Here is a 24,837-nt window from a genome sequence, read left to right on the forward strand (position 1 = left end):
GCCTGTTTTGACGGAGTGTTATGAAACTTACTCTTGCCCGCCTTGAAAGCCTGTTGATGGCTGCCTGTGATGACCTGCGTGGCAGCATGGATGCCAGTGAGTACAAGGAATACATTTTTGGCATGCTGTTTCTCAAGCGTGCCAGTGACCTGTTTGATGAACGTCGTAATGCCATGCGGGCCGAGCTGGAAGCTCAGGGCATGGACGCCGACGACATCGAAACCGAACTCGATGACCCGGATAACTACTCCGGCAAATTTTTCTACGTGCCGCCGCGTGCGCGCTGGAATGAAGGCTGGACGGAAGAAGTCGTCGAAGGCGGTGGGCGCCGTCTGGTGCAGCGCCCGGCGTTGAAACACGTCAAAGAGAACGTAGGCAGCGCTCTTAACAAAGCCCTCTACGCCATTGAAGAAGCCAACCTTGATGCCCTGCAAGATGTTCTTACAGGCATTAACTTCAACCGCAAGATCGGCCAGCGCACCCTCGATGACGATACTCTGGCTGACTTTGTTCAGAACTTCGAAAAAATCCCCCTGCGTGATGCCGACTTTGAATTCCCGGATCTGCTGGGTGCCGCTTACGAATGGCTGATCAAATACTTCGCTGATTCCGCCGGTAAAAAAGCCGGTGAGTTCTACACCCCGGCAGAAGTGGTGCGTTTGTGCGTAGAACTTTGTGATCCTGACGAAGGTATGCGGGTTTATGACCCGACCTGTGGCTCCGGCGGTATGCTGATTCAGATGCGTGACTACCTGCTGGAAAAGGGCGGCAACGTCAGCCAGTTACCCCTGTACGGTCAGGAAAAGATCGGCACCACCTGGTCAATCTGCAAAATGAACATGCTGCTGCACGGCATCTCTCATGCCGATATTCGTCAGGAAGATACCCTGCGCGAACCGCAACACATGGACGACAACAACGAGCTGCGCCGTTTTGATCGTATTGTTGCCAACCCGCCATTCAGCCAGAACTACATCAAAAAAGACCTGAAATTTTCAGGCCGCTTTCCGGTGATGATGCCGGAGAAGGGCAAAAAGGCTGACCTGATGTTTGTGCAGCACATGCTGGCGGTGCTGAAACACGATGGCCGTCTGGCCAGTGTGATGCCTCATGGTGTGCTGTTCCGTAGCGGTGAAGAGCGCGAAGCGCGCCAGTATTTTATTGAGCAAGGCTGGCTCGAAGCCGTGATTGGCCTGCCATCCCAGCTGTTCTACGGCACTGGCATTCCCGCCTGTATTCTGGTGATGAACAAAAGCGGCGCGGCCACGCGGGATTCGGTGCTGTTTATCAATGCCGACCGTGAATACCGCGAAGGCAAGGCCCAGAACCATCTGCGCCCGGAAGACATCGACAAAATCATCAATGCCTACCGTAACGGTGGTGATATTCCCGGTTATGCCCGTGCTGTGCCGGTCTCCGAGATCAAGGCCGAAGGCTACAACTGCAATATCCGTCGTTACGTCGATAACGCGCCGCCGCCAGAGCCGCAAGACGTGCGTGCTCATCTGCACGGTGGTGTGCCAGTAGCGGAAATCTCCGCCCTGCAACACTACTGGGATAACTACGCTGGCCTGCAACATAGCCTGTTTGTGCCCCGTGATGGCCAGTATCAGGATTTTGCTCCGGCACTCACCGACAAGCGCGATATTGCCGCGCTGATCAACGACCACGACGGTGTGGTGATGGCCAACGACGCCCTGATGGCCCGGCTGGAAAGCTGGTGGCAATCCAGTTTGAAAATTGTTGAGGCGCTGGCACCGGATGCTCCGCAACAGCCGGGCATGCCGCGTAACGTCTATGTGATGCGCCGCCAACTGATCACAAGCCTGGAGCAGCACCTGCAAGGTCAGACCCTGTTAACCCCGTTCCAGATTCGTGGTGCCATGGCCAGCTATATGGACGACCTCAAGGCCGACTTTAAATCCATTGCCTCCAGTGGTTGGGGGCCAGAGCTGATTCCGGATGATGAAATCCTCAAAAGCCAGTACCCGGAGGTGCTGGAGAAGGATGCTCAGGATCGCAGCCGCCTGAACGAACTGGTGAGCCTGTTTGCCGCCGCCAGCGAAGAGGACTTTGAAGACAGCGACGACACCGGCGTATTGCCCGCCGACGAAGTGGCCAGCAAAAAAGACGAATTAAAAACCCTGACCGCCGACTGGAAAGCCCAGCTCAAACAGATCAAGGCACTGGCGGGTAATCTGTTTACCGAACTGAATAGCGCTGGTCTGATCCCGAAAGGTAACGCCAAAGGTTATTACTGTACCGAGGGTCTGGGCCTGAAAGACCTGCAATTCAGCAACGGCCTGCGTATCGCCGAGCTGGCTGAACAGAAGCTGTATCAAAGTGAATATGTCGCCCAGCTACAATTCGCCGTCGAACAAGGCCAGCGCGCTTACCAACGGGCACAAACCATCGAAACCAGCCTGGCTAACCACAAAAAGCTGGAAGACGAAGTCAAAACCCTGCGAGCCGATATCAAGGCCACCGCCAGCAAACGTGAAGAACTGGTGGATGCCGCCCGCAAAAAAATCAGCCAGGCCGAGGCCCAGCCACTGATCAGCGCCCGCCTGAAACGCCTGTTGCTGGCTATTTATCGCGACTACCTGAAAGCCGAACAGCGCCAGTGTATTCGAGCGGTGGAAAACCTCTGGAACAAATACGCCGTCACCGCCAAAACCATCGAAGCCGAACGGGATCAGGCATCACAGCAATTGCAGGCGTTTTTGCAGGAGCTGGGGTACGACGTGCAGGATGCACTAGTGCCGCGAGGGCAGGGATGCCCAGGAGCGGCGGAGTGATGAGGTTGAATACAATTTCGTTAGGAGCCATCGCCAATATTACGATGGGACAATCTCCAGACTCTCAGGATGTAAATCACGATGAGAAAGGTGTCCCATTCCTACAAGGTTGTGCGGAGTTCGGTCGGCAAACACCCGTTGCAGAAGCTTATTGTGCACCTCCATTGCGGACATCACAGCCAGATTCAATATTGATAAGTGTTCGAGCACCTGTTGGAACTCTGAACTGGGCTGAACAGAAATATTGTATTGGCCGAGGCTTGGCAGCGATTAAAGCTATCCCTGCTTTAGCTGATACCGCGTTTCTGTTTTATGTTTTGCAAAGCGATCCGTCATTCCTGCATCGCCGAAGTCAGGGATCAACGTTTTTAGCTATATCCAGCCATGATTTACACAGCTTTCCTGTTCCCGACTTTCCTCGGTCAACCCAACAAAAAATCGCCCGTATTTTGCAAACCGTCGATCAGGCGATTGAGAAAACCGAGCAACTGATCGAGAAATACCAGCAGATCAAGGCGGGTCTGATGAACGACCTCTTTACCCGAGGTATCGGAGCCGACGGCCAACTGCGCCCGCCACGGGAACACGCCCCGGAGCTGTATCAGCATACCCCGATTGGATGGATACCGAAGGAGTGGGAGTTGAGTTCAGTATTAGAGCTTTTCGAAATCGACTCTGGTATCACTCTTGGAGCACACCGTCGTCCGTCAAAAAGCCCTATGCCTTATCTGAGAGTGGCGAATGTATACGCAGAAGAGCTAAGACTAGATGACTTGGCCTTACTTGAAGCATCAAAGGACGATTTCTTACGGTATCGACTAAAACGGTTAGATTTATTAATTGTTGAAGGCCATGCAAATGTTCAGCAGATTGGCCGGTGTGCAATTGTTAACCAAGATGCAGAGGATTTGTTGTTTCAGAATCACCTGTTCCGTTTACGTAGTTCCGTAATGGCACCTATGTTTGCAATGTATTTTTTTAATTCCTTGTATGCGAGAAAGTATTGGGAAAGAAGTTGCTCGACTAGCTCAGGGCTAAATACGATAAATCGAACGATGTTAGGCTCGATGCCAATATTGCTTCCCTCGACTGAAGAACAATCAATGGTCGTTGCAGCTATAGAGACTTCGGTGAATAGAATCGAACGAGAAAAAGAGCTTCTTCAAAAACTCCTCAAACAAAAATCCGGCCTGATGCACGATTTATTAACCGGCACGGTTCCGGTTTCCATCGATTCCGCCAGCGAGGTAACTGCCTGATGACCACGCTGGATTCCACCCAGATACCGGACTGGCTGCTGGATTTATCGGAATCCAGCGAGCTGGAGTGCAAAAAAGCGGCGGGCAAAGACGGCCAGGGCCAGATTCCTCACGACGTCTGGCCGACCATCAGCGCCTTTGCCAATACCCACGGCGGCGTGATTCTGCTGGGTATCGAAGAAAAGCCCATCGGCACCTTTCGCCCTTATGGCATCGCCGAACCGCAAAAACTGATCACCGAGCTGTTTAATAACCTCAATAACCCGCAAAAAATCAGCTGCTGCCATCTGGTGACGGATCAGGATGTTGAGGTGATGGAGGTTACGGGCAAGTCGATTATCAAGATCACCGTGCGCCCGGCTACCCGCCATGAAAAGCCGGTGTCTGTGGGGCCGAATCCGCTGGGCCACACCTACCGCCGTTTGCAGGAAGGCGACCGCAGATGCTCCGACGAAGACGTGCGCCGCATGCTCGCCGAGCAGGTGGAAGACTCCCGTGATAATAAAATCCTCACAGGCTTCGGCCTCGACGATATCGACAAGCGTAGCCTGAATATCTACCGCCAGCGTCTGAGCGCCAGAAGTCCGGGGCATCCGTTTTTGAACGAGGATGATTTGGGCCTGCTAAAAATGCTCAAAGGCTGGCAGCGTGATCGCCAGACCGGTGAAGAGGGCCTGACTCTGGCCGGGGTGCTGATGTTTGGCACCTGGGACGCCATTCAGGATGCTGTGCCCCATTATTTTCTGGATTACCGCGAATACGCGGGTAACGACGAAACTGAGCGCTGGATAGACCGGGTGGTGCCAGACGGTACCTGGAGCGGCAATCTGTTCGATTTTTATCTCACGGTGTATACCAAGCTGACCCATCCGGAGTCGCTGAAAGTGCCGTTTTTGCTGAAACAGGGCCAGCGTCAGGACGACACGCCGGTGCATGTGGCGATTCGTGAAGCGCTGGTGAATACGCTGGTGCATGCGGATTACACCGGTACCGTGTCGGTACTGGTGGAAAAACACCCGGATTTCATTCGCTTCCGCAACCCCGGCAATATGCGCATCCCCCGCGAGCGGGCGCTGGAAGGCGGCGATTCCGACTGTCGTAACCGCACGATGCATCAGATGTTTCTGATGATTGGTTTGGGCGAACGGGGTGGCTCGGGTATTCCGAAAATCATTGAAGGTTGGCGCAGCCAGCACTGGCGCGCCCCGGCCTTGATGGAAATCGATAACCCGGCTCAGACCGTGTTGATCCTGAGTATGCTGGAGCTTCTGCCTGCTGGTGTGCTGGAGCGGCTGGCAGCGCAGTTCGGGGAGGCGTTTTTATCTCTGGGCGAGCTGGAGCGGATTATCCTCGCCACTGCCGCCACGGAAAAAACCGTTTCTCACAAGCGTATTACCGAAATCAGCTCGGATCATGGCCACGATATTACCCTCTGCCTGCGCGATCTGGTGCGGCGCGGCTTTTTGAGCATCGCTGGTCACGGGCGCGGTGCGGTTTACCACCTGACCGGCCAGGATCTGCCAACACCTGAGCAGGTGTTCGGCACTGCCGGGGCTTCGGGTGTGACCGCCGCCAATGATCTGCTACACAGCTCCGAAGGTTTGACGGTCAGCTCCGAAGATAACGAAAAAATCAGCAGCTCCGTAGATAACGAAAAAATCAGCAGCTCCGTAGATAACGAAAAAATCAGCAGCTCCGTAGATAACGGAAAAATCAGCAGCTCCGTAGATAACGAAAAAATCAGCAGCTCTGTAGATAACGAAAAAATCCGCAGCTCTGTAGATAACGAAAAAATCAGCAGCTCTGTAGATAACGAAAAAATCCGCAGCTCTGTAGATAACGAAAAAATCAGCGGCTCTTTAGCTAACAACGATTCGGTGTTCGAAAGTCAGTGGGATGAGTTCGGCAGGCTGGTTTCTGAATTATTGCCAGCTCCGGTTGTGTGCGACCTTTCCCGGTTGGAGCCTTCCTTGTGGTCGCGTCTTGAACAACAAGCGCAGTTACCTCGTCAAAAACAACGAATCAAGCCAGAACTGATGCAACGTGTGATTCTGGCTCTTTGTACCGATCAGTATGTCACCCGTTCCTGTCTTGCTGAGCTGGTTGCCCGAGAGCCCGATAGTTTGCGCAATCAGTACGTGAACCCGCTGATAAAGAAAGGCCATTTGTTAATGGCATTCCCACAGAATCCAACCGATCCAAGACAAGCCTATATCGCAAGTTCGAAGCCCTTGGCCGCCAATGATGAGGAGTTACCGGGTGTCTGAATACACGGAAGTTGAACAGCCCTTTTTGCAGCAGTTGCAGGAGCTGGGCTGGAATGTGATTGATCAGGGCCAGGAGATTCCTTCAGACCCATCAAAAAGCCTGCGCGGCAGCTTTCGGCAGTGGCTGTTGCCGGAGGTGTTTAACCGGGCGTTAGCAGCGATCAATCCGGGTCAGACGGCAGGCAAAACCTGGCTGACGGACAAACAATTACAGGATGTGCAGGAGCAACTGCTGCGCCAGCCCAACAAAACCCTGATGGAAGCCAACGAGGCGATCCAGAAATTGCTGTTTAAAGCCCAGGTCGACGTCAACGAAGAAACCGGCGAGCAGGACCCGGTGGTGCGTCTGATCGACTTCGCCAACCCTGAAAACAATCACTTTTGGGCGATTAACCAGTTCCGTATTGATACACCGGGGGCGGTCAAGCAGTTCATCATTCCGGACATCGTACTGTTCGTGAACGGTATTCCGTTGATTGTGGTGGAGTGCAAAAAAGGCGGGCCGACTTGCGCTAATCCGATGGCAGAAGCCTACGCACAATTGCAACGTTATATGAACCGTCGCCCGCAGACATTAAAAGATGGCCTGCGCGAAGGAGAGCCACGGCTGTTTCACAGCAGTCTGATGCTGATTCGCAGCTGCGGCTTACAAGCCGATTACGGCACCATTACCTCGGGGGAAGAGCACTTTTACCCGTGGAAAACCCAATGGCCGCAAGCAGACAGCACCGCTGACAACCTGAACCAGCAACAGCAGCTGATCAGTGGCATGCTCAACAAGCCCAATCTGCTGAACATTCTGCGTAACTGCTCGGTGTTTATGGATACCGATGGCGGGCCACGGATCAAGGTGGTCAGTCGTTATCAGCAGTTCCGGGCGGCCAACAAGATTCTGCAGAAGCTGCGCACTGGCAGCAACGCTGAAGAAAAAAGCGGTGTGGTCTGGCACACCCAGGGTTCCGGCAAGAGCCTCACTATGGTGTTTGTGGCGCGTATGCTGCGTTCCTCGAAAGACCTGCACGATTACAAGGTGGTGCTGATCAATGACCGCACCGATCTGGAAGAGCAGCTCACCGAAACCGCTGCCCTGATCGGTGGCCGGGTCAATGTGATTGAATCGCGTCATGCCTTGAGAACTGAGCTGTCCAGTGATACCTCTGATATCAATATGGTGATGGTGCACAAGTTTCAGCTGGCCGATCAGAGCCTGCCGCTGGCGGTGGCTGAAGCCCTGGGGACGTATCAGGCAATACCGGGGAAAAGCACCTTTGGTGTGGTGAACGATTCCGACCGCATTCTGTTGATGATCGACGAAGCGCACCGAACCCAGGGCTCGGATCTTGGGGAAAATATTTTTGAGGCATTCCCCAATGCCGCCCGCATTGCCTTTACCGGCACACCACTGATTACCGAACGCCACGGCGAAAAACGCACAGTGAAGCGTTTTGGTGAGTACATCGACAAGTACAAGCTGATGGACGCAGTGGAAGACGGCACCACCTTGCAGATTCTGTATGAAGGCCGCACAGCGGATACCGCGCTGAACGAAAAGCATCAGTTCGATACGGCGTTCGAGAATTTGTTCAAGGATCGAACCGATGAGGAGCTGCTGGCGATCAAGAAGAAGTACGGCGCCACTGGCGACATTCTTGAGGCGGAGAAGCGTATTGAATCGACTGCCAGAGATATGGTGAAGCATTATCTGGCGCATATTTTTCCGAATGGTTTCAAGGCGCAGGTGGTGTGTCATTCCAAGCTGGCGGCGGTGCGTTACCAGAAGGCGATTCATAAGGCTCTGGCTGAACAGGTCGAGGCCCTGAAGGCCGAAGCCGCGCCGGATCAGGAGCAAATAGGCAAGCTCGGTTTTCTGAAGGCGGCGGTGGTGATTTCCAGCGACGGCACCAATGAACCGGCCTATGTCACCGAGGCCCGCAAACAGGCCCGAGCCTGGAACGCGGTGGATAACTTCTGCAAACCGTTCGCCTTTGATGATCCTGAACAGCCGTATTCCGGCATTGCGTTTCTGGTGGTGTGCGACATGTTGCTGACCGGCTTTGACGCGCCGATTGAGCAGGTGATGTACCTCGATAAAAAGATTCGTGAACACACCCTGTTGCAGGCCATCGCCCGAACCAACCGGGTCAAAAAGGGCAAACAGCGCGGTTATGTGGTGGATTATGTTGGCCTGACCAACAACCTGACGGATGCCCTCCAGCTGTATGCCGCCACTGATGAACAGCAGGAGCTGGTGGATGGACTGAAGAATATCCAGTCTGAAGTGCCGGTGCTGCAAGAGCGTTATCAGCGCATTCTGACCTTGTTTTCACAGAACAAGGTGGCGTCGGTCAAAGAGTTTCTTGAAGGCAAACTGGCGGATGTCAAAGCCGACGCCGCCGTGGTGCATGCCGCTGTTACCTTGCTGAAAGACGAGAAGCTGCGGGCTGACTTTGATGTCTTCCTGAAGAAGTTCCTCAGCAGTCTGGATATCATCCTGCCGCATGTTGCGGGGCAGCCATATCGCGTTCCGGCCAAACGTCTGGGTTATATCCAGCGAGTCGCCAAAGAGCGTTACAAGGATTCATCGCTCGATCTCGGGGATGCGGGTCAGAAAGTCCGTGACCTGATCAATGAGCACCTGATCAGCCTGGGGATTAATCCCAAAGTGCCGCCGGTTGAACTGCTGTCGGAAGATTTTATTGAAAAACTGAACCAGCATGCTGGCGGTAACAGCCAGGCCAAGGCCAGCGAAATGGAACATGCCATTCGCAAGCATTGCACGGTTCACCATGACGAAGACCCGGCGTTTTACCAGAGTCTGTCAGAGAAGGTCGAACAGTTGATCGACCAATATCAGGAGCAATGGGACATATTGGCTGCCGAACTGGAGAAGCTGCGGACGGTGGCGATTCAGGGGCGTGCGCAGGGTGAAGGCGGCATGAGCAAGGAGGCGACCACCTTCTATGAACACATCGCCAACGAAGCCTTTGGCGGCACCGTGCCTGACGACGCCAGGGCTAAAATGAAAGCCCTGATGGAAGCCGTGGTTGAGGTGCTTCAGCAGAGCATTGGCAGTATCGACTTCTGGGAAAACAGTGATATGCAGAAGCAGGTACGCAGTGAAATCAAAAAGGCTCTGACGCTGACAGGGCTGGCTGAGTTAAAGCAAAACCGTGAGCGAGTGGCCGTTGAAATCATGAAGCTGGCCAAAAATCGTCACGATGAATTACTGAAAGGTTTGGGCACATGATCCGGCGACGAGTTCGGGATATTGATTACCAGCTGATGCCGGGGACTCCACGGCAGACCACTGACATTGTTATTGAACGAGATGGTTCGGTGGTGGTTCGTCCGCCACAGCACTATAGCCCGGAACAGGTGGATGCGGTCGTTGATAGCAAACGTCTGTGGATCTATCGTAATCTGGCGGAGTGGCGTGATCTGAATGCTGCCGCTGTCGCTCGCGAGTTCGTGGGCGGCGAGACGTTTTTATATCTCGGCAGTTCGTATCGTCTGGCGCTGGTGTCGGAACAGGATGCGCCGCTGATGCTGAAGGATGGACGTTTTTGTCTGAGCCGTTCATTGGTTGAGTCGGGTGGGCTGGAGCAAGCCCGCAAAGCGTTTCAGGATTTTTATACCGATAAGGGCGTTCAACGGTTTGAACAGCGGGTCGCGTATTTCAGCCCCAAAGTGGGGGTGACACACGGGTCTATCAAGGTGAAGAATATGGGCTTTCGATGGGCCAGCTGCGGCGCGGGTGGCTCTTTGAATTTTCACTGGAAGTGCATGATGGCCCCGCGCAAAGTGGTCGATTACATCGTAGTTCATGAGTTGTGCCATCTGCATCATCGTTCCCACAACGATGCCTTCTGGAACGAGGTCGATAAGGTTCTTCCCGATTGGCGCGAGCGCAAAAACTGGCTGCGTGACCATGGAGCAAGCCTGGATATCTGAGCGGGTTCTTCTTCACACTGAATACTGCTCCAATTCCTCCAGTGCGATATGCAGCCGCGTATCGTTTTTAAATCTCTCCAGCAAATATTCCACCGTGACTTTTACCCGTGGGGCGATGAGTGCCCGGTGCGGGTATTGGATCACCATGTCGAGGCTGCCGTGGGCGAGATGCTGGGCTCGTGCCATTGCTGCTGACGGCATCCTTACCTTTCTTTGCCTGCGGGTATGTCAACCGTTGCCGGTTTGTATCGTTAGTCTGTAAGGAGCCACGTATCCGCTTGTGCCGGATGTGGACGGAATTGACCTTGCAGGAGTCTTGCTAATGGTAAACAAGCAGTTGGAACTGTGGCGGCGGATGCTGCTGGCGTTGGTATTGGGCTGTTCGGTGGTGTTGTCGGCTTGTGGTGGTTCGTCATCCTCGACCTCGACGGTGAGCGAGGATTCGTCTTCTACTGATGATTCAACGACCACCGATGACTCAACAACGACCGATGACTCAACGTCTACCGATGATTCAACGTCTACCGATGATTCAACGACGACCGATGATTCAACGTCTACCGATGATTCCACCACTACCGATAATTGCAGCAGCTCGGTGTATGTAAACCAGCTGGTGTGTGCCGTAGATGCGTTTCTGGCCACTCTGGATAGCAGCGAACAGGCCAGTGTGCTGTATGACTGGTCGGATTCTGAAGCCCGCACCATCTGGTCGAACCTGCCTACCAATAGCGTGCAGCGTAATGGTCTGAAGTTCGGTTCCCTCAGCAGCACCCAGCTGGCAGCGGCGATGGCGCTGGCCAAGCTGGCGCTCAGTGATGAAGGTTATGAAGACCTCACCGGTATCATGACCGCTGATGATTATCTGCGCAGTCAGGGCGGCGGCAGTGTTTACAGTTCGGATAACTATTACATCGCCATTTTTGGTACACCGGCGGTATCCGGCAGCTGGGCCATGCAGATTGGTGGTCACCATGCGGCTTATAACTTCACCTGGTTAAGTGGCAGCGGTTATCCGATGCCAACCCTGACCGCAGCGGAACCAAAAGGCAGTTTTACCTATAACTCCGAAACTCTGGCACCCATGAAAGAAGAAGGTGATGCCCTGACCGCAGTGTTTAATGCTCTCAGCAGTGATGAGTTGAGCACGGCCTATCTGAGCGGCCAGAGTTTCAGTGATGTGCTGGTGGGGCCGGACAACGGCAGTGGTGAGTTGCCAACCGATTACCCGACTGGCAGCAAGCGTGATGGTTTGCTGGTGTCGTATCTGAGTGATAGCCAGAAGGCGCTGGTGATTGCGGCGATTGAGCAGTGGGTACGGGATTTCCCGGATGAGGTGGCCGATGACCTGATGGCAACCTATACCTCGGATGCGGCGTTTGCCGATACTTACATTGCCTGGGCCGGTTCCAGCTCGTCGTCAATCAACACCGACCGCTCCGGCACCTATATGCGGATCGATGGTCCGCGCTTGTGGATCGAACTGGCCTGTCAGGGCGGTATTGTGCTGAGTGGCACTCACTACCATACCATCTACCGCGACAAGTCGATGGACTACGGCAACAGCCTGTAAACCCTTGATCACACACAGGCGCTGGCGACCAACGTCAGCGCCTGTCTGCGGTTGTGTGGCTGTCTGCGGTTGTGTGGCTGTGTGCGGCTGTTAGGTGAATCTACCGGGCGGACTTACCGCGTCACACTGGCGGGTGGGCCGAAAATCTGGTCAAAACTCCAGCTGAATACCCAGCTGTACAGCAGGAAAAACAGCAACAGCCCTCCTTCCAGCAAAAACGCCTGCCAGAGGCTGATACCAAACCACCAGGCCATGGCCGGAACCAGAATCAGCACCAGTCCACCCTCAAAACCAATGGCATGGCCACAGCGACGCCAGAAGCTGCGCTGGCCGCGATGTGTTTGTGGATAACGACGCTCCCAGGCTTCAAAGATCAGGTTCCAGCCCCAGTTCCAGCTCACCGCCAACAGAGTTACCAGAGCGGCAGCAGCACCGGATTCTTGTGGGTTTTTGCCCATATAAAGGCACACGGCACTGGTCAGAAACCAGGCAATCAGTTCGTACAGGCTGACATACAGCAGTAAACGCAAACGGGAATTCATTCAGAGTCATCCATGGCAACAGGATCAGGGAGGTGCACTCTATGGCAGATTTTCTGATATAAAAAGTAAGAATCTTTCAATTTTTCTGATAGGTTGCCATGGCTTTTAATCGCGACAACGTGCGGGTCTTTCTGACGGTGCTGGATGAGGGCTCGTTTTCGGCGGCTGCCCGCAAATTGGGCAAGGTGCCGTCGGCGGTGAGTATGGCCATTGCCCAGCTGGAGGCGGAACTGGATCTGCAATTGTTTGATCGCAGCAGCCGTGAACCTCTGCCAACGGCAGCGGCCAGAGCATTGGAGCCGGGTGCTCGGCAGTTGGCGTGGCAATGGCAGCAGTTGCTGGTGCAGGCGGCGTCGTTACATGCCGGTCTGGAGGACTGTTTGCGGCTGGCGGTCGCACCGGAACTGATCGGCAGTGGCTGGGATGCACCGCTGGCCGAGCTGGCGCAAATGTATCCACAGTTGCCGGTGGATATTCGGCTGGCCCCGCAGGAAGATGCCTTACGCCTGTTACACGATGGTGAGGTGCAACTGGCGGTGGTGTTTGAACGGCCGCTACTGGATGAGCGGGAATGTTTTCAGGAAATCAGTCAGGAAACCCTGATTGCGGTTGTCGCTGCCAGTCATCCACTGGCGCAACGTTTGCTCGGCCAACAGGAATTGCTGGTCGAGCGTCAGGTGCTGGTGGCCGGACGTGACTTGCAGTTGCACCATCCTGTATTGCTGCAGTCGCGTTGTTGCTGGCGCAGTGATAGCCATACGGCGGCTCTGAAGCTGATTGAACAGGGGCTGGGTTGGGCGTTTTTGCCACAATCGCTGGTAGCACCTGGACTGGCGAGTGGTGAGCTGGAGGCGCTGCAGTTTGCCAATATGACCAACGCCATTCCGCTGTGGGTGGATCTGGTGTGGTTGCCGGAGTCACTGCAAGGTCTGGCTGCCAGTCATTTTGTGGCGGCCATGGAGGGGTTGCACGGCAGCAGGCCGCCGCGTGCGCCAGTTGGCAGTGCTGGATTGGCGGGGCCAACGGGCGCCGTCTAAGGTTATTCTGTTAAGGATGCAGGCTGCTCAGGAGGTGTGCTCTGGCTGGCAAGATTCGTTTGTTGTGTTCGATCTGTAATCGCTGGGCGCTATTGAGTCTGCTGGCGGGATTACTGCTGAGCCTGATGCTGGCCTGGCAACTCGAACTACGCAATAACGAGCGTATTCATCAAGCAGTCGAGACGGAAGCGCAGCGTGTGCTCGAGCAGGTGATGGAGCGCATTAATCTTTACCAATACGGCTTGCGTGGTGCTCGTGGTGCGGTTCAGACCGCTGGCGAATATGGTATTAACCGCGAGTTGTTTGTGCGTTACAGCCGCACCCGCGATATTGATACCGAATTTCCTGGCGCCCGCGGTTTTGGTTTTATTCGCCGAGTGCCGCCGACCTCTCTGGATGCTTTTGTCAAAAACGCCCAGGCCGATGGCTGGCCCGAATTTTATGTCCGTGAGCTGGGCGACCATTCCGGCGATCATTTTGTTATCCAGTATATCGAACCGGTGGAGCGCAACCTGCAAGCGGTCGGGCTGGATATCGCCTCCGAAGTGACCCGCCGCAGTGCGGCGGAAGCCGCTTTGCGTACCGGTGATGTGCAGCTCTCTGGTCCTATCACCCTGGTGCAGGCGACGGGAAATCCATTGCAGTCCTTTCTGATCCTGATGCCTATTTACCGGAATGGTATTACTCCACCGACCGAGGACGAACGTCTGCAACTGGGATTTGGCTGGAGTTACGCACCCTTGCTGATGAAAGAAGTGCTGGCTGACCTCAGTATCAATCCGGTGCTGGCGCATCTGGAGCTCATAGATATTACCGATCCCACTAATCCCGAGGCTTTTTTTCGCAGCGAGGATGTAGAGTCAGCAGATCTGCACACCCACATAGAACAGCATGCGGTGTTCGGTCGCACCTGGGAATCACGCTTCAGCGTTCATCCGGCGTTTATTCTTAACATGCATCTGACATCGCCACTGATCAGTGCGGTGCTCGGAGCGGTGATCAGTGTGCTGTTTGCTGCCCTGATTGGCACTATCAGTGCCGGTCGTCGTCATCGTCGTCAGATTCTGCAGGAGCAGGCCAAACTGGCGGCCATAGTGGAAGGTTCTGCCGATGGCATTATCGGCTGTGATCTCGGTGGTATGGTGACCAGCTGGAACCGCGGTGCCGAGCACCTGTTGGGCTACCGTGCAACAGAAGCGCTGGGGCGTCCGATTCTGGAGCTGATGGTGCCGTCAGAGCTGCAGGATGAAAACCTGGATATTCTGCGACGTATCGCTTCCGGCGAACGTATTCCACACTTTGAAACCGAGCGCCTGCGTAAGGATGGCTCACGAGTCAGTGTGTCGCTGACGGTATCACCCATACTCGACTCTCTGGGGCTGGTGGTCGGTGCTTCCAAAACCGTCCGCGATATTTCCCAGCAGAAAAACCAGGAAGCCTGGATCATCGAGCTGAACAGTCGCCTCGAAAGCCAGGTGATGGAGCGTACTGCCGAGCTGGCGCGTATGAACATGCTGTTTAACAACATCATGAGAGCGGCTACCGAAGTCTCTATCGTAGCAACTGACACTGATGGCGTGATTCAGGTGTTTAACCGTGGAGCCGAACGAATGTTGGGCTATTGGGCAGAGGACATGATCGGCCGTACAACTCCGGCGTTATTCCATATGCCATCTGAGGTTACTGCACGTGCCAGCGAATTGCGCAAAGAGCTGGGACGTGACGTAACCGATTTTGAAGTTTTCACACTGAACGCTGCCCGTAATGGATTTGAGTCCCGTGAATGGACGTTTGTGCGCAAGGATGGCAGTCATTGTCCCGTGTCGTTGGTGATTACAGCCATGCGCAATGATGGCGGTGAGTTGGTCGGCTATCTTGGTATTGCCGCTGATATCACTGCCCAGCGTCGTCATTCCGCGGAAATGCTGGCGGCACGGGATCAGTTGCAAATGGCTGCAGACATTGCCGAGCTGGGCATCTGGAGCTGGACGTTGCATGACAACCGCCTGCAGTGGAACGACAAGATGTTCGAGCTGTATCACCAGCCGCTCAGCTTGCGCGATACCGGTTTGCAGTATCACCACTGGAGTGAACGTATTCATCCGGATGATCGTCTGACGGTAGAAGATGCCCTGAATGCCGCCGCGCGTGGTGAGCGTGCCTACAACGCAACGTTCCGCATCCTGTTGCCAGATGGCACCCTGCGTTACATTCAGGCAGGTGGTTATTCTGAACGTGACGATACTGGTCGAGTCTATCGTGTCCTCGGCATCAACCGCGATATTACGGCTCAGCGTGAGTTGGAAAGCTGGTTACGCCATGCCAAGGAGCAGGCAGACGCTGCCAGTGCCGCCAAGTCCACCTTCCTGGCCAATATGAGCCACGAAATCCGTACTCCGATGAATGCCATTCTGGGAATGTTGCAACTGGTACAGCAGACTGACCTCAATAGTCGTCAGAATGACTACATAAGCAAGGCGCATACTGCTGCGCGTTCATTGCTGCGGCTGCTGAACGATATTCTCGATTACTCCAAGATTGATGCTGGCAAACTGCAATTGGATCGTCATCCGTTTGCGCTGGAAAGCCTTATGCAAGAACTTGGAGTTGTGCTGGCAGGAAATCAGGGAGATAAACCGGTGGAGCTGGTGTTCGACCTCGACTCGCGGTTGCCGGTGCGGCTGCTGGGTGACCAGTTGCGCTTGCAGCAAGTGCTGATCAATCTTGCCAGTAATGCCCTCAAGTTCACGGAGTCTGGCGAAGTTCGGGTACGGATCCAGCAGATGGGACGTGATGGTGGTCGTTGTCAGATACGTTTTGAAGTAGAAGACACGGGAATTGGCATCAGCGAAGCTCAACTGCAGCGCATTTTCGACGGATTCAGCCAGGCCGAAGCATCGACCGCGCGTCGTTTTGGTGGTTCCGGGCTGGGTCTGGTGATCAGCAAACATCTGCTGGCCATGATGGACAGCCAGTTGCAGGTACAAAGCGAGGTAGGTAAGGGCAGCTGTTTCAGTTTCAGTATGACTTTGTCGATGGCAGATGCCCGGCCGTGGCTGAATCAGCCTATTTATCCAAATCGGAGTTGGCGAGTTTTGCTGGTTGAGTCCAATGAAAATAGTCGCCAGGTGCTTTGTCGTTATCTGGCAGAACTGGGAGCGGAAGTTCTTGCAATGGCATCGCTGGATGATGCCGTGCACCTCTGGCAACAATCAGACCAGCAGACTTTTGAGCTGATGGTGCTGGATAGTGATGCAGTGCTGGCAGGAGTGGAGCCACTGGCCCATCGACTGATGCAGCAAGGGTGTGAACGACTGCTGCTGTTGAAGCGTAATGGCCGCAAGGAATGGTTGCTGGCGAATGAAGGTGTGGTGGAAAGGGTTCAGTATCGACAATTGTCGCGGCCGTTAACTCCAAGCCAGTTGGCGCGTTCGGTGAGGGCACTGTTACGTGGTGAGCAGGAAAACACTGATAATCAGGTTGGTCAGAATGAGTCGAGATTACCGGGGGTGCGCCTGTTACTGGTGGAAGACAACGCATTCAACCGTCAGGTTGCTGCCGAGTTGCTGAGTAACGAGGGCGCTGATGTCACTCTGGCCTGTGGTGGCCTTGAAGGCGTGGAGCGAGTCAGCGAAAATCCGGGCGGTTTTGATCTGGTGCTGATGGATATGCAAATGCCGGACATCGACGGCATGGAAGCGACTCGTCGTATCCGTGCACTGTACGATACTGCGACGTTGCCGATTCTGGCGATGACCGCCAATGTGTCGTCTGACGATGTGAATGTCTGTCTGGCCGCGGGTATGAACGATCATATCGGCAAACCCATCGAGATCAACCAGATGGTGCGCACCATCCAGAGCTGGCTGCCATCCTGTGCTTATCGTGGGCTGATGGAGGCTGGAGCCAAACCGGTGGTGTCATTGCCGGTAGACGTGGATGCTCATGCGGCTATTCAGGCAAACCTTGATGAAGAGGTGCGCGAACACCCGTCGACAGAGCCAATGCTGCAGGACTCCGCAGTCGTCAGCGAGGTCGAGAGACTGCCGCTGGCGGTTGCCCTGACGCCTCTGGCGGAACATCTGCATGCGGTGCTGGCTGAGTATTTCGGCGGCGATAGGGATCTGTTCTGTCAGATGCTGGAGCTGTTTGAGCCCAACGCCCAGGAGTTACTGGAGCAATTGCAGCGTGGGCGCCAGAACAATCAATCACAGGTAATGCAAAATGCCCTGCATACCCTCAAGGGCACGGCGGCAACAATGGGTGCTCGCCGGTTGGCGGCTATGGCTGCGGAAATGGAGCAGCGTCTGAAACAGGCGCAAACGCCCGATTGTGCGCTGGTGCCTCGTGTTGTTGATGGACTGCTGCAACAGCTGTTGCAGGAAGAACTGGTGGAGTTATCCGCCGCGATGGCGGATATCCTCGCCAGTGATGAGTCACTGGCGGCTCATAACGATGGGCCGGAGCAGCATTTTTGAAACACTGCTGATCCGGCCCATATGGGTTTACTCCGCCAGCGCTTTGGTGCCGGATTTGGCTTTGAGTGCGGCCAGAGCGGCCTTGCTCAGGGGTTTCATATTCAGACTGGTGGCAGCGGTTTCTGACACACTCTGGATGGCAACGGTAAAGTCGACACCCGTCTTGTCAGCGGTGGTCAATACAATGCCGGAAGGCTGTGCCAGCGATGGGTAGCTGCCACAGGTTTCGCCGCTATCACAGATGATGTTATCCACATCCACGTCCGAACCGGCGTACAGTACATAAGTACCCGGACTCAGTTCCAGGCTGTAGCTGCCGTCTTCCTCCGCAATCGCGCCATCCACATACTCACCGCTAGCATAGTCATAGGCCAGTACGTACTGGGTGGTTAACTCACGACTGTCACTGGCGCTGCCTACCAGCATGGTTACACCCACTTCAAGGCTGGTATCACTTTCGGTGCTGAAGGTGATGGTGGCACTGTAGCTACCGGCAACCAGATCGGTGCGGTCGGCAGTCAGTGTATAGGTCCCCAGTCCATTGGCGTTCACATCGGTGGCGGCAACGGTCAGCCAGCTGGCGCTGGAGACAACGCCGCTGATCAGCGGGTCACCACCACCGGTGTTGCTGATGGTCAGGCTTGAGGTGGTCGAGCTGCTGCCCAGACTGATACGGGCTGGTGAGGATTGCAGTACCACCGGCAGCTCTACTTCGGCACCACTGGCCAGTTGGGAGGCAATGGTCACAGCCTTTAGGGCGTTGATACGGCCATAACCGTACTGGATATCCTTGCCGCTGCTGCCGAGGTCGTCACTGATCGAGCCACTGCTGATCAGCGACTCGACTTCGGATGGCGTTAAAGCCGGATAAATCGCTTTCATCAGCGCCAGTACACCGGCTACGTGTGGGGCCGCCATCGAGGTGCCGTTGTAGTAGTAATAAATCGGCTGACGACTACCACTGGCATCACTGACCAGCGTACTGAGTACACCGTCACCGTTACCATCGTGGTTGAGGTCGGCACTGGTGTCACCACCTGGTGCCGCCAGGTCGATGTTGGAACCGTAGTTGGAATAGTCGGTGAGGTTATCGGCGTAATCCGTGGCAGAAACCGAAATCACATGGTTGTAGGATGCCGGGTAAGACGGTGAGCTGATGCCATCGTTACCCGCCGCTGCCACCACAATCACACCGGCATCGTAGAGTTCGTTCATCACGAGTTGTTCAGACGCCGAGTAACCGTACGAACCCAGGCTCATGTTGATGATATCGGCTTTCTGGGACGGCACGGTGCCGCTGTCGTTTTCAAGACCAGCGGAATAATACAGACCCTGAATAATGTCGTAGCTGGTGCCACCCCCCACACCCAGTACCCGCACTGGCAGGATTTTTACGCCCCACGACACCCCGGCCACACCCACGTTGTTGTTGGAGGTAGCACCAATGGTGCCGGCCACGTGAGTGCCGTGCCAGCTGCTGTAACCACGCTGGGTGCTGTCGCCCGGATCATCCGGATTGCTGTCGATACCGTTGCCGTCGTTGGACATGCTTTGTGATGACACAAAGTCATAACCGCTGAGCAATTGGCCGCTCAGGTCCGGATGCGCCAGATAAACGCCGGTATCCACCACCGCCACCACCACATCTTCACCATCACTACGCGTACCGGTGCTGATATCCCAGGCAGCAGGCAGATTGATATTGGTGTAGTGCCATTGACGGCTATAGTACGGGTCGTTCGGGGTTTTTAACGGCTGGCGAATATAGTTCGGTTCAGCAAATTCCACATCATTGCGAGCTGCCATGTCCTTGATGGTCATCAGGGTGGCGATTTTTTCCGCTGCAGTCGGGTTATGGCTGGCAATATCCGCCAGCATGGCCTGGCGTTCACTGGCTTTGCCATTGGCACTGGCGGTTTGGGCGGTGCTGATCGGACTGGCAAATTCCACCTTGGCCGGATGTTTCTGGCTGTTGCCAGTAACGGCACGAATGGCAATGCTCTGACCGTCAGCACTGCTGATACTGGCCTGGCTGCTGAGGCTCTGATCACGGGTGCGGACCAGCATCTGGTTCGGAACAAAGTCGGCGCTCAGTTTGCTGGCAATGCTGCTGGTGCTGTCGGCAGCCCCCAGTTGCAGAACGTAGCGAGAAACACCCGAGTAGGCGTAAACAACAACATACCAGGTGCCCGACTCGGGAACCGTTATCTCTTCATAGAGCCCTGCGCCTTGTGACGACTCAATTGCTTCGCCGGTATCCGACAGCAGATACAGATCCAGGTCGCCCGGATAGAGGTTGCGATTGCCGTTGGTATCGTAATCGCTGACTTCGAGACGGATGGTCTGGCCGGCTTGCAGGCTGGCACGGTAGTAATCCACCTGGTCGGCGCTGTTGGCAAAACGCTCCATGCTGCTGGCACCCGACAACTGGCCGCCGCTGGCCGTTTTCGAGGCGAAGCCATGAATCGTTACCAGGTTCTGGACATCCTGGGCATTGGCCATGGTGTTATTGCTGGCATAGGTGGCATACACGTCGTTGGTGTCGGAATCCACCGCCGTGGCGGCTTCGGCGCTCAGCGTGCCGGACAAGACCAGAGTGGTCGTACCACTGTTATTGCCAGAATCATCACCACCGGCATTATCACCGGAGTCATTATTGGAGCTGGACGAGGATGAACCGCCACCACTACAGGCGGTTAATAATAGCGATGCCAGCAGAACTGGCAGAGTCTTGCGTGGATACGGCAACATCATGATGCGAACCTGGGGATTATTGTCTTTTAAGGATACAGACAACCCTGTTGTCCTATCCGGGTATTTCACAAACGTTAACATATGGCCTGATACGAGGCAGGTACATTGATCAACTAATCAGAAAAATCGGCGAGACTTTTGGCAGTGGCGTGTCTTTGTGCGCCGAAACGGATATTTATGCAGGGAATGCCTATGTCACTCGCCCGAATCTACAGTCGTGCCCAGACCGGTGTTGAAGCACCGGATGTGCTGGTCGAAGTTCATTTGTCCGGTGGTTTGCCATCGTTGTCACTGGTCGGAATGCCGGAAGCCGCTGTCCGCGAAAGCAAGGATCGGGTGCGCAGCGCGCTGATGACTTCCGATCTCGAATTCCCGGCCAAACGTATCACCATCAGTCTCGCGCCTGCCGATTTACCCAAAGATGGCGGTCGCTTTGATCTGGCCATCGCCCTCGGCATTCTGGCGGCATCCGGGCAAGTGCCGCCGGAGCGGCTGGATAACTGTGAGTTTATTGGCGAACTGGGGTTAAACGGCGATTTGTTGCCGGTAACCGGTGCCTTGCCGACCGCGGTGCAATGCGCCTTACGTGGCCGCACCCTGATTGTGCCAGTGGCGAATGGTGGTGAAGTGGCGCTGTCGGAGCGTTGTAACAGTCGGATGGCTGCCAATCTGCGCGAGGTCGTGGCTTATTTGCGGGGTGAGGTTGAGCTGCCACTGGCGACGGCTGATGTGGATTCACCGCTGACTGCGCAGCGCAAACCTGCCGACTTGCGTGATGTCCGGGGCCAGCCGCAGGCGCGACGGGCGCTGGAAATTGCCGCCGCCGGAGAGCATAACCTGCTGTTTATTGGCCCGCCGGGCACCGGTAAAACCATGCTGGCCAGTCGTTTGCCGGGCATTCTGCCGCCCATGAGTGAAGACGAGGCGCTGGTATCGGCATCGGTGTATTCGGTGGCTGGCACCGGCCGTGACTGGTTACAGCACTGGCGTGAACGCCCCTTCCGGGCGCCACACCATACCGCATCGGGCGTGGCGCTGGTGGGCGGTGGCACCCGTCCACGGCCGGGGGAGATTTCACTGGCCCATGGTGGCGTGCTGTTTCTGGATGAGCTGCCGGAGTTTAGCCGGGCGGTGCTGGATGTGTTGCGCGAACCATTGGAAAGCGGGCGTATTGTGATCAGTCGCGCCCAGCGCACCCTGACCTTTCCAGCCCGTTTTCAACTCGTGGCGGCCATGAATCCGTGTCCCTGTGGTTATTTTGGTGATGCTTCCGGACGTTGCCGGTGCAACGAAGAACAGGTACGGCGTTACCAGAGCCAGACCTCCGGGCCATTGCTGGATCGCATTGATCTGCACGTGGAAGTGCCGGCCATTCCCACCGCGTTGTTACAGCAGTCACAACCGGGGGAGAGCAGTGCTGAAGTTCAGCAGCGGGTACTGGCGGCGCGCCAACGTCAGCAGCAACGTCAGGGCTGCAGCAACGCCATGCTCGAAGGTGAACAACGTGACCAGATGTGTGTGCTGGGCAGCGCCGAACAGGCCTGGTTGTTACAGGCCTGTGAGCGCTTGCAGATGTCGGCGCGTGGTTATCATCGGGTGTTGAAGCTGGCGCGCACCATAGCGGATCTTGCTGGCGCCGAATGGATCGGTCGTGAGCATCTGCTGGAGGCGATTGGTTACCGCAGCCTTGATCGTTTTTCCGCGCCAGCTCGTCAGGATAACGGTGGATAAGTGGCAGAAATACTGGTCCGGGGCCAGACTTTAATCAGCACGCAGCTGAATAGAGGAACGGCCATGAACAAGCCTCCTGCCGGAAACAACAAGGTCATTCTGGTCATAGTCCTGATCGTCATTGCTATCCTTGTGTACATCATGAGTGACTTTCACCTGTCGCGTGAAAGCCCATACCAGAATGAACTGTTTTTTGGCCCGATTGAAAAACCGGTGCCCGAAACGTCAGCCACGGCAGCAGGCAAAACGAAGCCCTGAGGTGCAGGCAAGTCCTGATTTCCCGAGCTGACTTGGCTAGAATACCGGGCCAGCTCAGAGGACAAGCCGTGGTCGATTTATCCCAACTTAATCCCCGCCAGAAAGAAGCCGCCAAATACGTGGAAGGCCCACTGCTGGTGCTTGCCGGTGCCGGTTCCGGCAAAACCAGTGTGATCACCCGCAAGATCGCCTACCTGATTGATGCCTGTGGTATCAAACCGCACCACATTGCGGCGGTGACCTTTACCAACAAGGCCGCGCGCGAAATGAAAGAGCGTGTGATGTCTCTGGTGGGCAAGGGTGGTGCCAAAGGGTTAACCGTATCGACCTTTCACAACCTTGGCCTCAATATCATTCGTCAGGAGCTGGAGACCTCCGGTTATCGCGCCGGTTTCTCGATCCTCGACCAGGATGACTGCAAAGGCATCATCCGCGATGTGATGCAGCGTGATCACGGCGGCGACGACGGCGATATGGTGGAAATGGTGCAGAACACCATTTCCAATCTGAAAAACGACCTGATCACCCCGGAGCAGGCCATCAATCAGGCCCAGAGTCCGCAGGAAATGCTGATTGCGCGCACCTATTCGGTGTATCAGCGCATGTTGAAGGCCTATAACGCGGTCGACTTCGACGACCTCATCATGGTGCCAACCCTGCTGTTCATGAATCACTCCGAAGTGTTGATGCGCTGGCAGCGCAAGATTCGTTACCTGCTGGTGGACGAATATCAGGATACCAACACCAGTCAGTACGAGCTGGTGAAATTACTGGTGGGGCATCGCAGTGGCCTGACCGTGGTAGGCGACGACGACCAGTCGATTTACGCCTGGCGTGGTGCCCGACCGGAAAACCTGGTGTTGCTGAAGCAGGATTTCCCAAGCCTCAAGGTGGTCAAACTCGAACAGAACTACCGTTCCACCGGCCTGATTCTGAACGCTGCCAACAAGGTGATCGACAACAACCCCCACGAGTTTGAAAAGAAACTCTGGTCCGACATGGGGTATGGCGATCCGATCCGGATTCTCAAATGCAAAAGTGACGAAATCGAAGCCGAGCGTATTGCCTCCGAGATTGTTGAGCGTCGTTTGCGTTATGGCTGTGGTTATCGTGATTTTGCGGTGCTGTATCGCGGTAACCACCAGAGCCGAGCCATCGAAATGAAACTGCAGACCTTTCAGGTGCCTTACAAACTCAACGGTGGCCAGTCGTTTTTTGGCCGCAACGAGATCAAGGATCTGATGGGTTATCTGCGTTTGCTGATCAACCCCAGCGACGACGCGGCATTTCTGCGGGTAATCAACACGCCACGGCGCGAGATTGGCCCAACCACCATCGAAAAGCTCAGTGAATACGCCAGTATGCGTGACACCAGCATGCTGGCGGCCACCACCGAAATGGGACTCGAACAGCTGCTGAGCCCGAAATCCCTCGATCGTTTGCGCCGTTTTGGCCACTGGCTGGAAAACATCACCCGCAACGCCTATACCGGTGATCCGATTGCCGCGATCAAGGAACTGATCTCGGATATCGACTACGAAGGCCACCTGACGCAGACCTCCAGTTCACCGGGGCAGGCCGAACGACGGATGAAAAACGTCTGGTTCCTGGTGGATTCGATTCAGAAAATGATCACCAAAGCCGAAGAACTGGGTGATGAATGCACCATCGAAGACGCGGTGGGCAAGCTGTTGCTACGCGACATGCTGGAGCAGCAGGAACAGGAAGACGAACTGGATCAGGTACAGCTGATGACACTGCATGCCTCCAAGGGTCTGGAATTCCCGCATGTCTACATCATGGGGATGGAAGAAGAGCTGATGCCTCACCGCAACAGCATTGAAGCCGATACGGTTGAGGAAGAACGTCGTCTGATGTATGTGGGGATTACCCGCGCCAAACGCACCCTGACTCTGACGTACGCCGCCAAACGGCGTCAGTATGGTGAATCAACAGACACCACTCACTCGCGTTTCCTCGATGAGCTGCCGCCAGATGACGTGGAATGGGAAGGCAAAACCGAGATCTCGCCAGAGGCCCAGCGTCAGCGTGGCCAGGAGACTCTGTCGAGCCTGAAAAACCTGTTGGGTGATTTCTGAGCGGTTAGCCGAGCGAAGCCGACAAAGCGTGTCGACCCGATTTGTGTCATTGTCGCCGCGACAGGCCTGTGCCTAATATGGATCACAGTT

At 55.3% G+C, this 24,837-nt stretch carries 14 protein-coding genes; 11 read left to right on the forward strand and 3 right to left on the reverse strand.

The window, feature by feature from the left end:
• The first annotated feature begins 20 nt into the window (after positions 1–20).
• The 5 genes from OUO13_RS10825 to OUO13_RS10845 are packed head-to-tail and all read left to right on the forward strand — an operon-like array spanning position 21 to position 10,275.
• The gene (locus OUO13_RS10825) at positions 21–2,798 is read left to right on the forward strand and encodes a type I restriction-modification system subunit M (RefSeq protein WP_283173903.1); all 2,778 of its coding nucleotides are present in this window, start codon (positions 21–23) and stop codon (positions 2,796–2,798) included.
• Positions 2,798–4,057: a restriction endonuclease subunit S gene (locus tag OUO13_RS10830; protein ID WP_283174012.1), complete on the forward strand. Its 1,260-nt coding sequence runs from the start codon at positions 2,798–2,800 to the stop codon at positions 4,055–4,057. Before OUO13_RS10825 ends, OUO13_RS10830 begins: the two co-directional genes overlap by 1 nt.
• Positions 4,057–6,324, forward strand: a complete 2,268-nt coding sequence (locus OUO13_RS10835) for an RNA-binding domain-containing protein (RefSeq protein ID WP_283173904.1) — start codon at positions 4,057–4,059, stop codon at positions 6,322–6,324. The genes OUO13_RS10830 and OUO13_RS10835 overlap by 1 nt, the downstream gene beginning before the upstream one ends.
• The gene (locus tag OUO13_RS10840; RefSeq protein ID WP_283173905.1) at positions 6,317–9,571 is read left to right on the forward strand and encodes a type I restriction endonuclease subunit R; all 3,255 of its coding nucleotides are present in this window, start codon (positions 6,317–6,319) and stop codon (positions 9,569–9,571) included. The genes OUO13_RS10835 and OUO13_RS10840 overlap by 8 nt, the downstream gene beginning before the upstream one ends.
• Positions 9,568–10,275 (forward strand): M48 family metallopeptidase, encoded by a 708-nt coding sequence (locus OUO13_RS10845; RefSeq protein WP_283173906.1) that lies wholly within the window; start codon positions 9,568–9,570, stop codon positions 10,273–10,275. Before OUO13_RS10840 ends, OUO13_RS10845 begins: the two co-directional genes overlap by 4 nt.
• Before the next feature lie 12 nt (positions 10,276–10,287).
• Here OUO13_RS10845 and OUO13_RS10850 read toward each other — a convergent pair whose 3' ends face one another.
• On the reverse strand, positions 10,288–10,461 hold the full coding sequence (locus OUO13_RS10850) for a hypothetical protein (RefSeq protein WP_283173907.1): 174 nt from the start codon (positions 10,459–10,461) through the stop codon (positions 10,288–10,290).
• A 136-nt stretch (positions 10,462–10,597) separates the two neighbouring features.
• On the opposite strand from OUO13_RS10850, the gene OUO13_RS10855 reads away from it, so the two are divergent.
• Positions 10,598–11,848 carry a DUF3500 domain-containing protein gene (locus OUO13_RS10855; RefSeq protein ID WP_283173908.1) on the forward strand — a complete coding sequence of 417 codons (1,251 nt, stop codon included), beginning with the start codon at positions 10,598–10,600 and terminating at the stop codon, positions 11,846–11,848.
• Between the two features lie 113 nt (positions 11,849–11,961).
• On the opposite strand, the gene OUO13_RS10860 is transcribed toward OUO13_RS10855, so the two are convergent.
• Complete coding sequence (locus OUO13_RS10860) at positions 11,962–12,390, reverse strand: PACE efflux transporter (protein WP_283173909.1); 429 nt, start codon at positions 12,388–12,390, stop codon at positions 11,962–11,964.
• Positions 12,391–12,488: 98 nt separating this feature from the next.
• Between OUO13_RS10860 and OUO13_RS10865 the strand changes: the two genes are divergently transcribed.
• Together OUO13_RS10865 and OUO13_RS10870 are read left to right on the forward strand one after the other, a co-directional pair.
• Positions 12,489–13,427 (forward strand): LysR family transcriptional regulator, encoded by a 939-nt coding sequence (locus OUO13_RS10865; protein WP_283173910.1) that lies wholly within the window; start codon positions 12,489–12,491, stop codon positions 13,425–13,427.
• A gap of 62 nt (positions 13,428–13,489) precedes the next feature.
• Positions 13,490–17,905 carry a PAS domain-containing hybrid sensor histidine kinase/response regulator gene (locus tag OUO13_RS10870; protein ID WP_283173911.1) on the forward strand — a complete coding sequence of 1,472 codons (4,416 nt, stop codon included), beginning with the start codon at positions 13,490–13,492 and terminating at the stop codon, positions 17,903–17,905.
• A gap of 27 nt (positions 17,906–17,932) precedes the next feature.
• On the opposite strand, the gene OUO13_RS10875 is transcribed toward OUO13_RS10870, so the two are convergent.
• Positions 17,933–20,659: a S8 family peptidase gene (locus OUO13_RS10875; RefSeq protein WP_283173912.1), complete on the reverse strand. Its 2,727-nt coding sequence runs from the start codon at positions 20,657–20,659 to the stop codon at positions 17,933–17,935.
• Between the two features lie 192 nt (positions 20,660–20,851).
• On the opposite strand from OUO13_RS10875, the gene OUO13_RS10880 reads away from it, so the two are divergent.
• The 3 genes from OUO13_RS10880 (at position 20,852) to rep (ending at position 24,747) form a co-directional block, all read left to right on the forward strand.
• Positions 20,852–22,390, forward strand: coding sequence for a YifB family Mg chelatase-like AAA ATPase (locus OUO13_RS10880; RefSeq protein WP_283173913.1), 1,539 nt, complete (start codon positions 20,852–20,854; stop codon positions 22,388–22,390).
• A 63-nt stretch (positions 22,391–22,453) separates the two neighbouring features.
• The gene (locus tag OUO13_RS10885) at positions 22,454–22,648 is read left to right on the forward strand and encodes a hypothetical protein (protein WP_283173914.1); all 195 of its coding nucleotides are present in this window, start codon (positions 22,454–22,456) and stop codon (positions 22,646–22,648) included.
• 68 nt (positions 22,649–22,716) lie between these two features.
• Positions 22,717–24,747: a DNA helicase Rep gene (gene rep / locus OUO13_RS10890; RefSeq protein WP_283173915.1), complete on the forward strand. Its 2,031-nt coding sequence runs from the start codon at positions 22,717–22,719 to the stop codon at positions 24,745–24,747.
• The last annotated feature ends 90 nt before the right edge of the window (positions 24,748–24,837 follow it).

The sequence above is a fragment of the Parathalassolituus penaei genome, assembly GCF_026626885.1.
Taxonomy (GTDB): Bacteria; Pseudomonadota; Gammaproteobacteria; order Pseudomonadales; family Oceanobacteraceae; genus Oceanobacter; species Oceanobacter penaei.

Coding starts and splice junctions, on each gene's coding strand:
- OUO13_RS10825 (WP_283173903.1), top strand. CDS start 21: ATGAAACTTACTCTTGCCCGCCTTGAAAGCCTGTTGATGGCTGCCTGT.
- OUO13_RS10830 (WP_283174012.1), top strand. CDS start 2,798: ATGAGGTTGAATACAATTTCGTTAGGAGCCATCGCCAATATTACGATG.
- OUO13_RS10835 (WP_283173904.1), top strand. CDS start 4,057: ATGACCACGCTGGATTCCACCCAGATACCGGACTGGCTGCTGGATTTA.
- OUO13_RS10845 (WP_283173906.1), top strand. CDS start 9,568: ATGATCCGGCGACGAGTTCGGGATATTGATTACCAGCTGATGCCGGGG.
- OUO13_RS10850 (WP_283173907.1), bottom strand. CDS start 10,461: ATGGCACGAGCCCAGCATCTCGCCCACGGCAGCCTCGACATGGTGATC.
- OUO13_RS10855 (WP_283173908.1), top strand. CDS start 10,598: ATGGTAAACAAGCAGTTGGAACTGTGGCGGCGGATGCTGCTGGCGTTG.
- OUO13_RS10860 (WP_283173909.1), bottom strand. CDS start 12,390: ATGAATTCCCGTTTGCGTTTACTGCTGTATGTCAGCCTGTACGAACTG.
- OUO13_RS10865 (WP_283173910.1), top strand. CDS start 12,489: ATGGCTTTTAATCGCGACAACGTGCGGGTCTTTCTGACGGTGCTGGAT.
- OUO13_RS10875 (WP_283173912.1), bottom strand. CDS start 20,659: ATGATGTTGCCGTATCCACGCAAGACTCTGCCAGTTCTGCTGGCATCG.
- OUO13_RS10880 (WP_283173913.1), top strand. CDS start 20,852: ATGTCACTCGCCCGAATCTACAGTCGTGCCCAGACCGGTGTTGAAGCA.
- OUO13_RS10885 (WP_283173914.1), top strand. CDS start 22,454: ATGAACAAGCCTCCTGCCGGAAACAACAAGGTCATTCTGGTCATAGTC.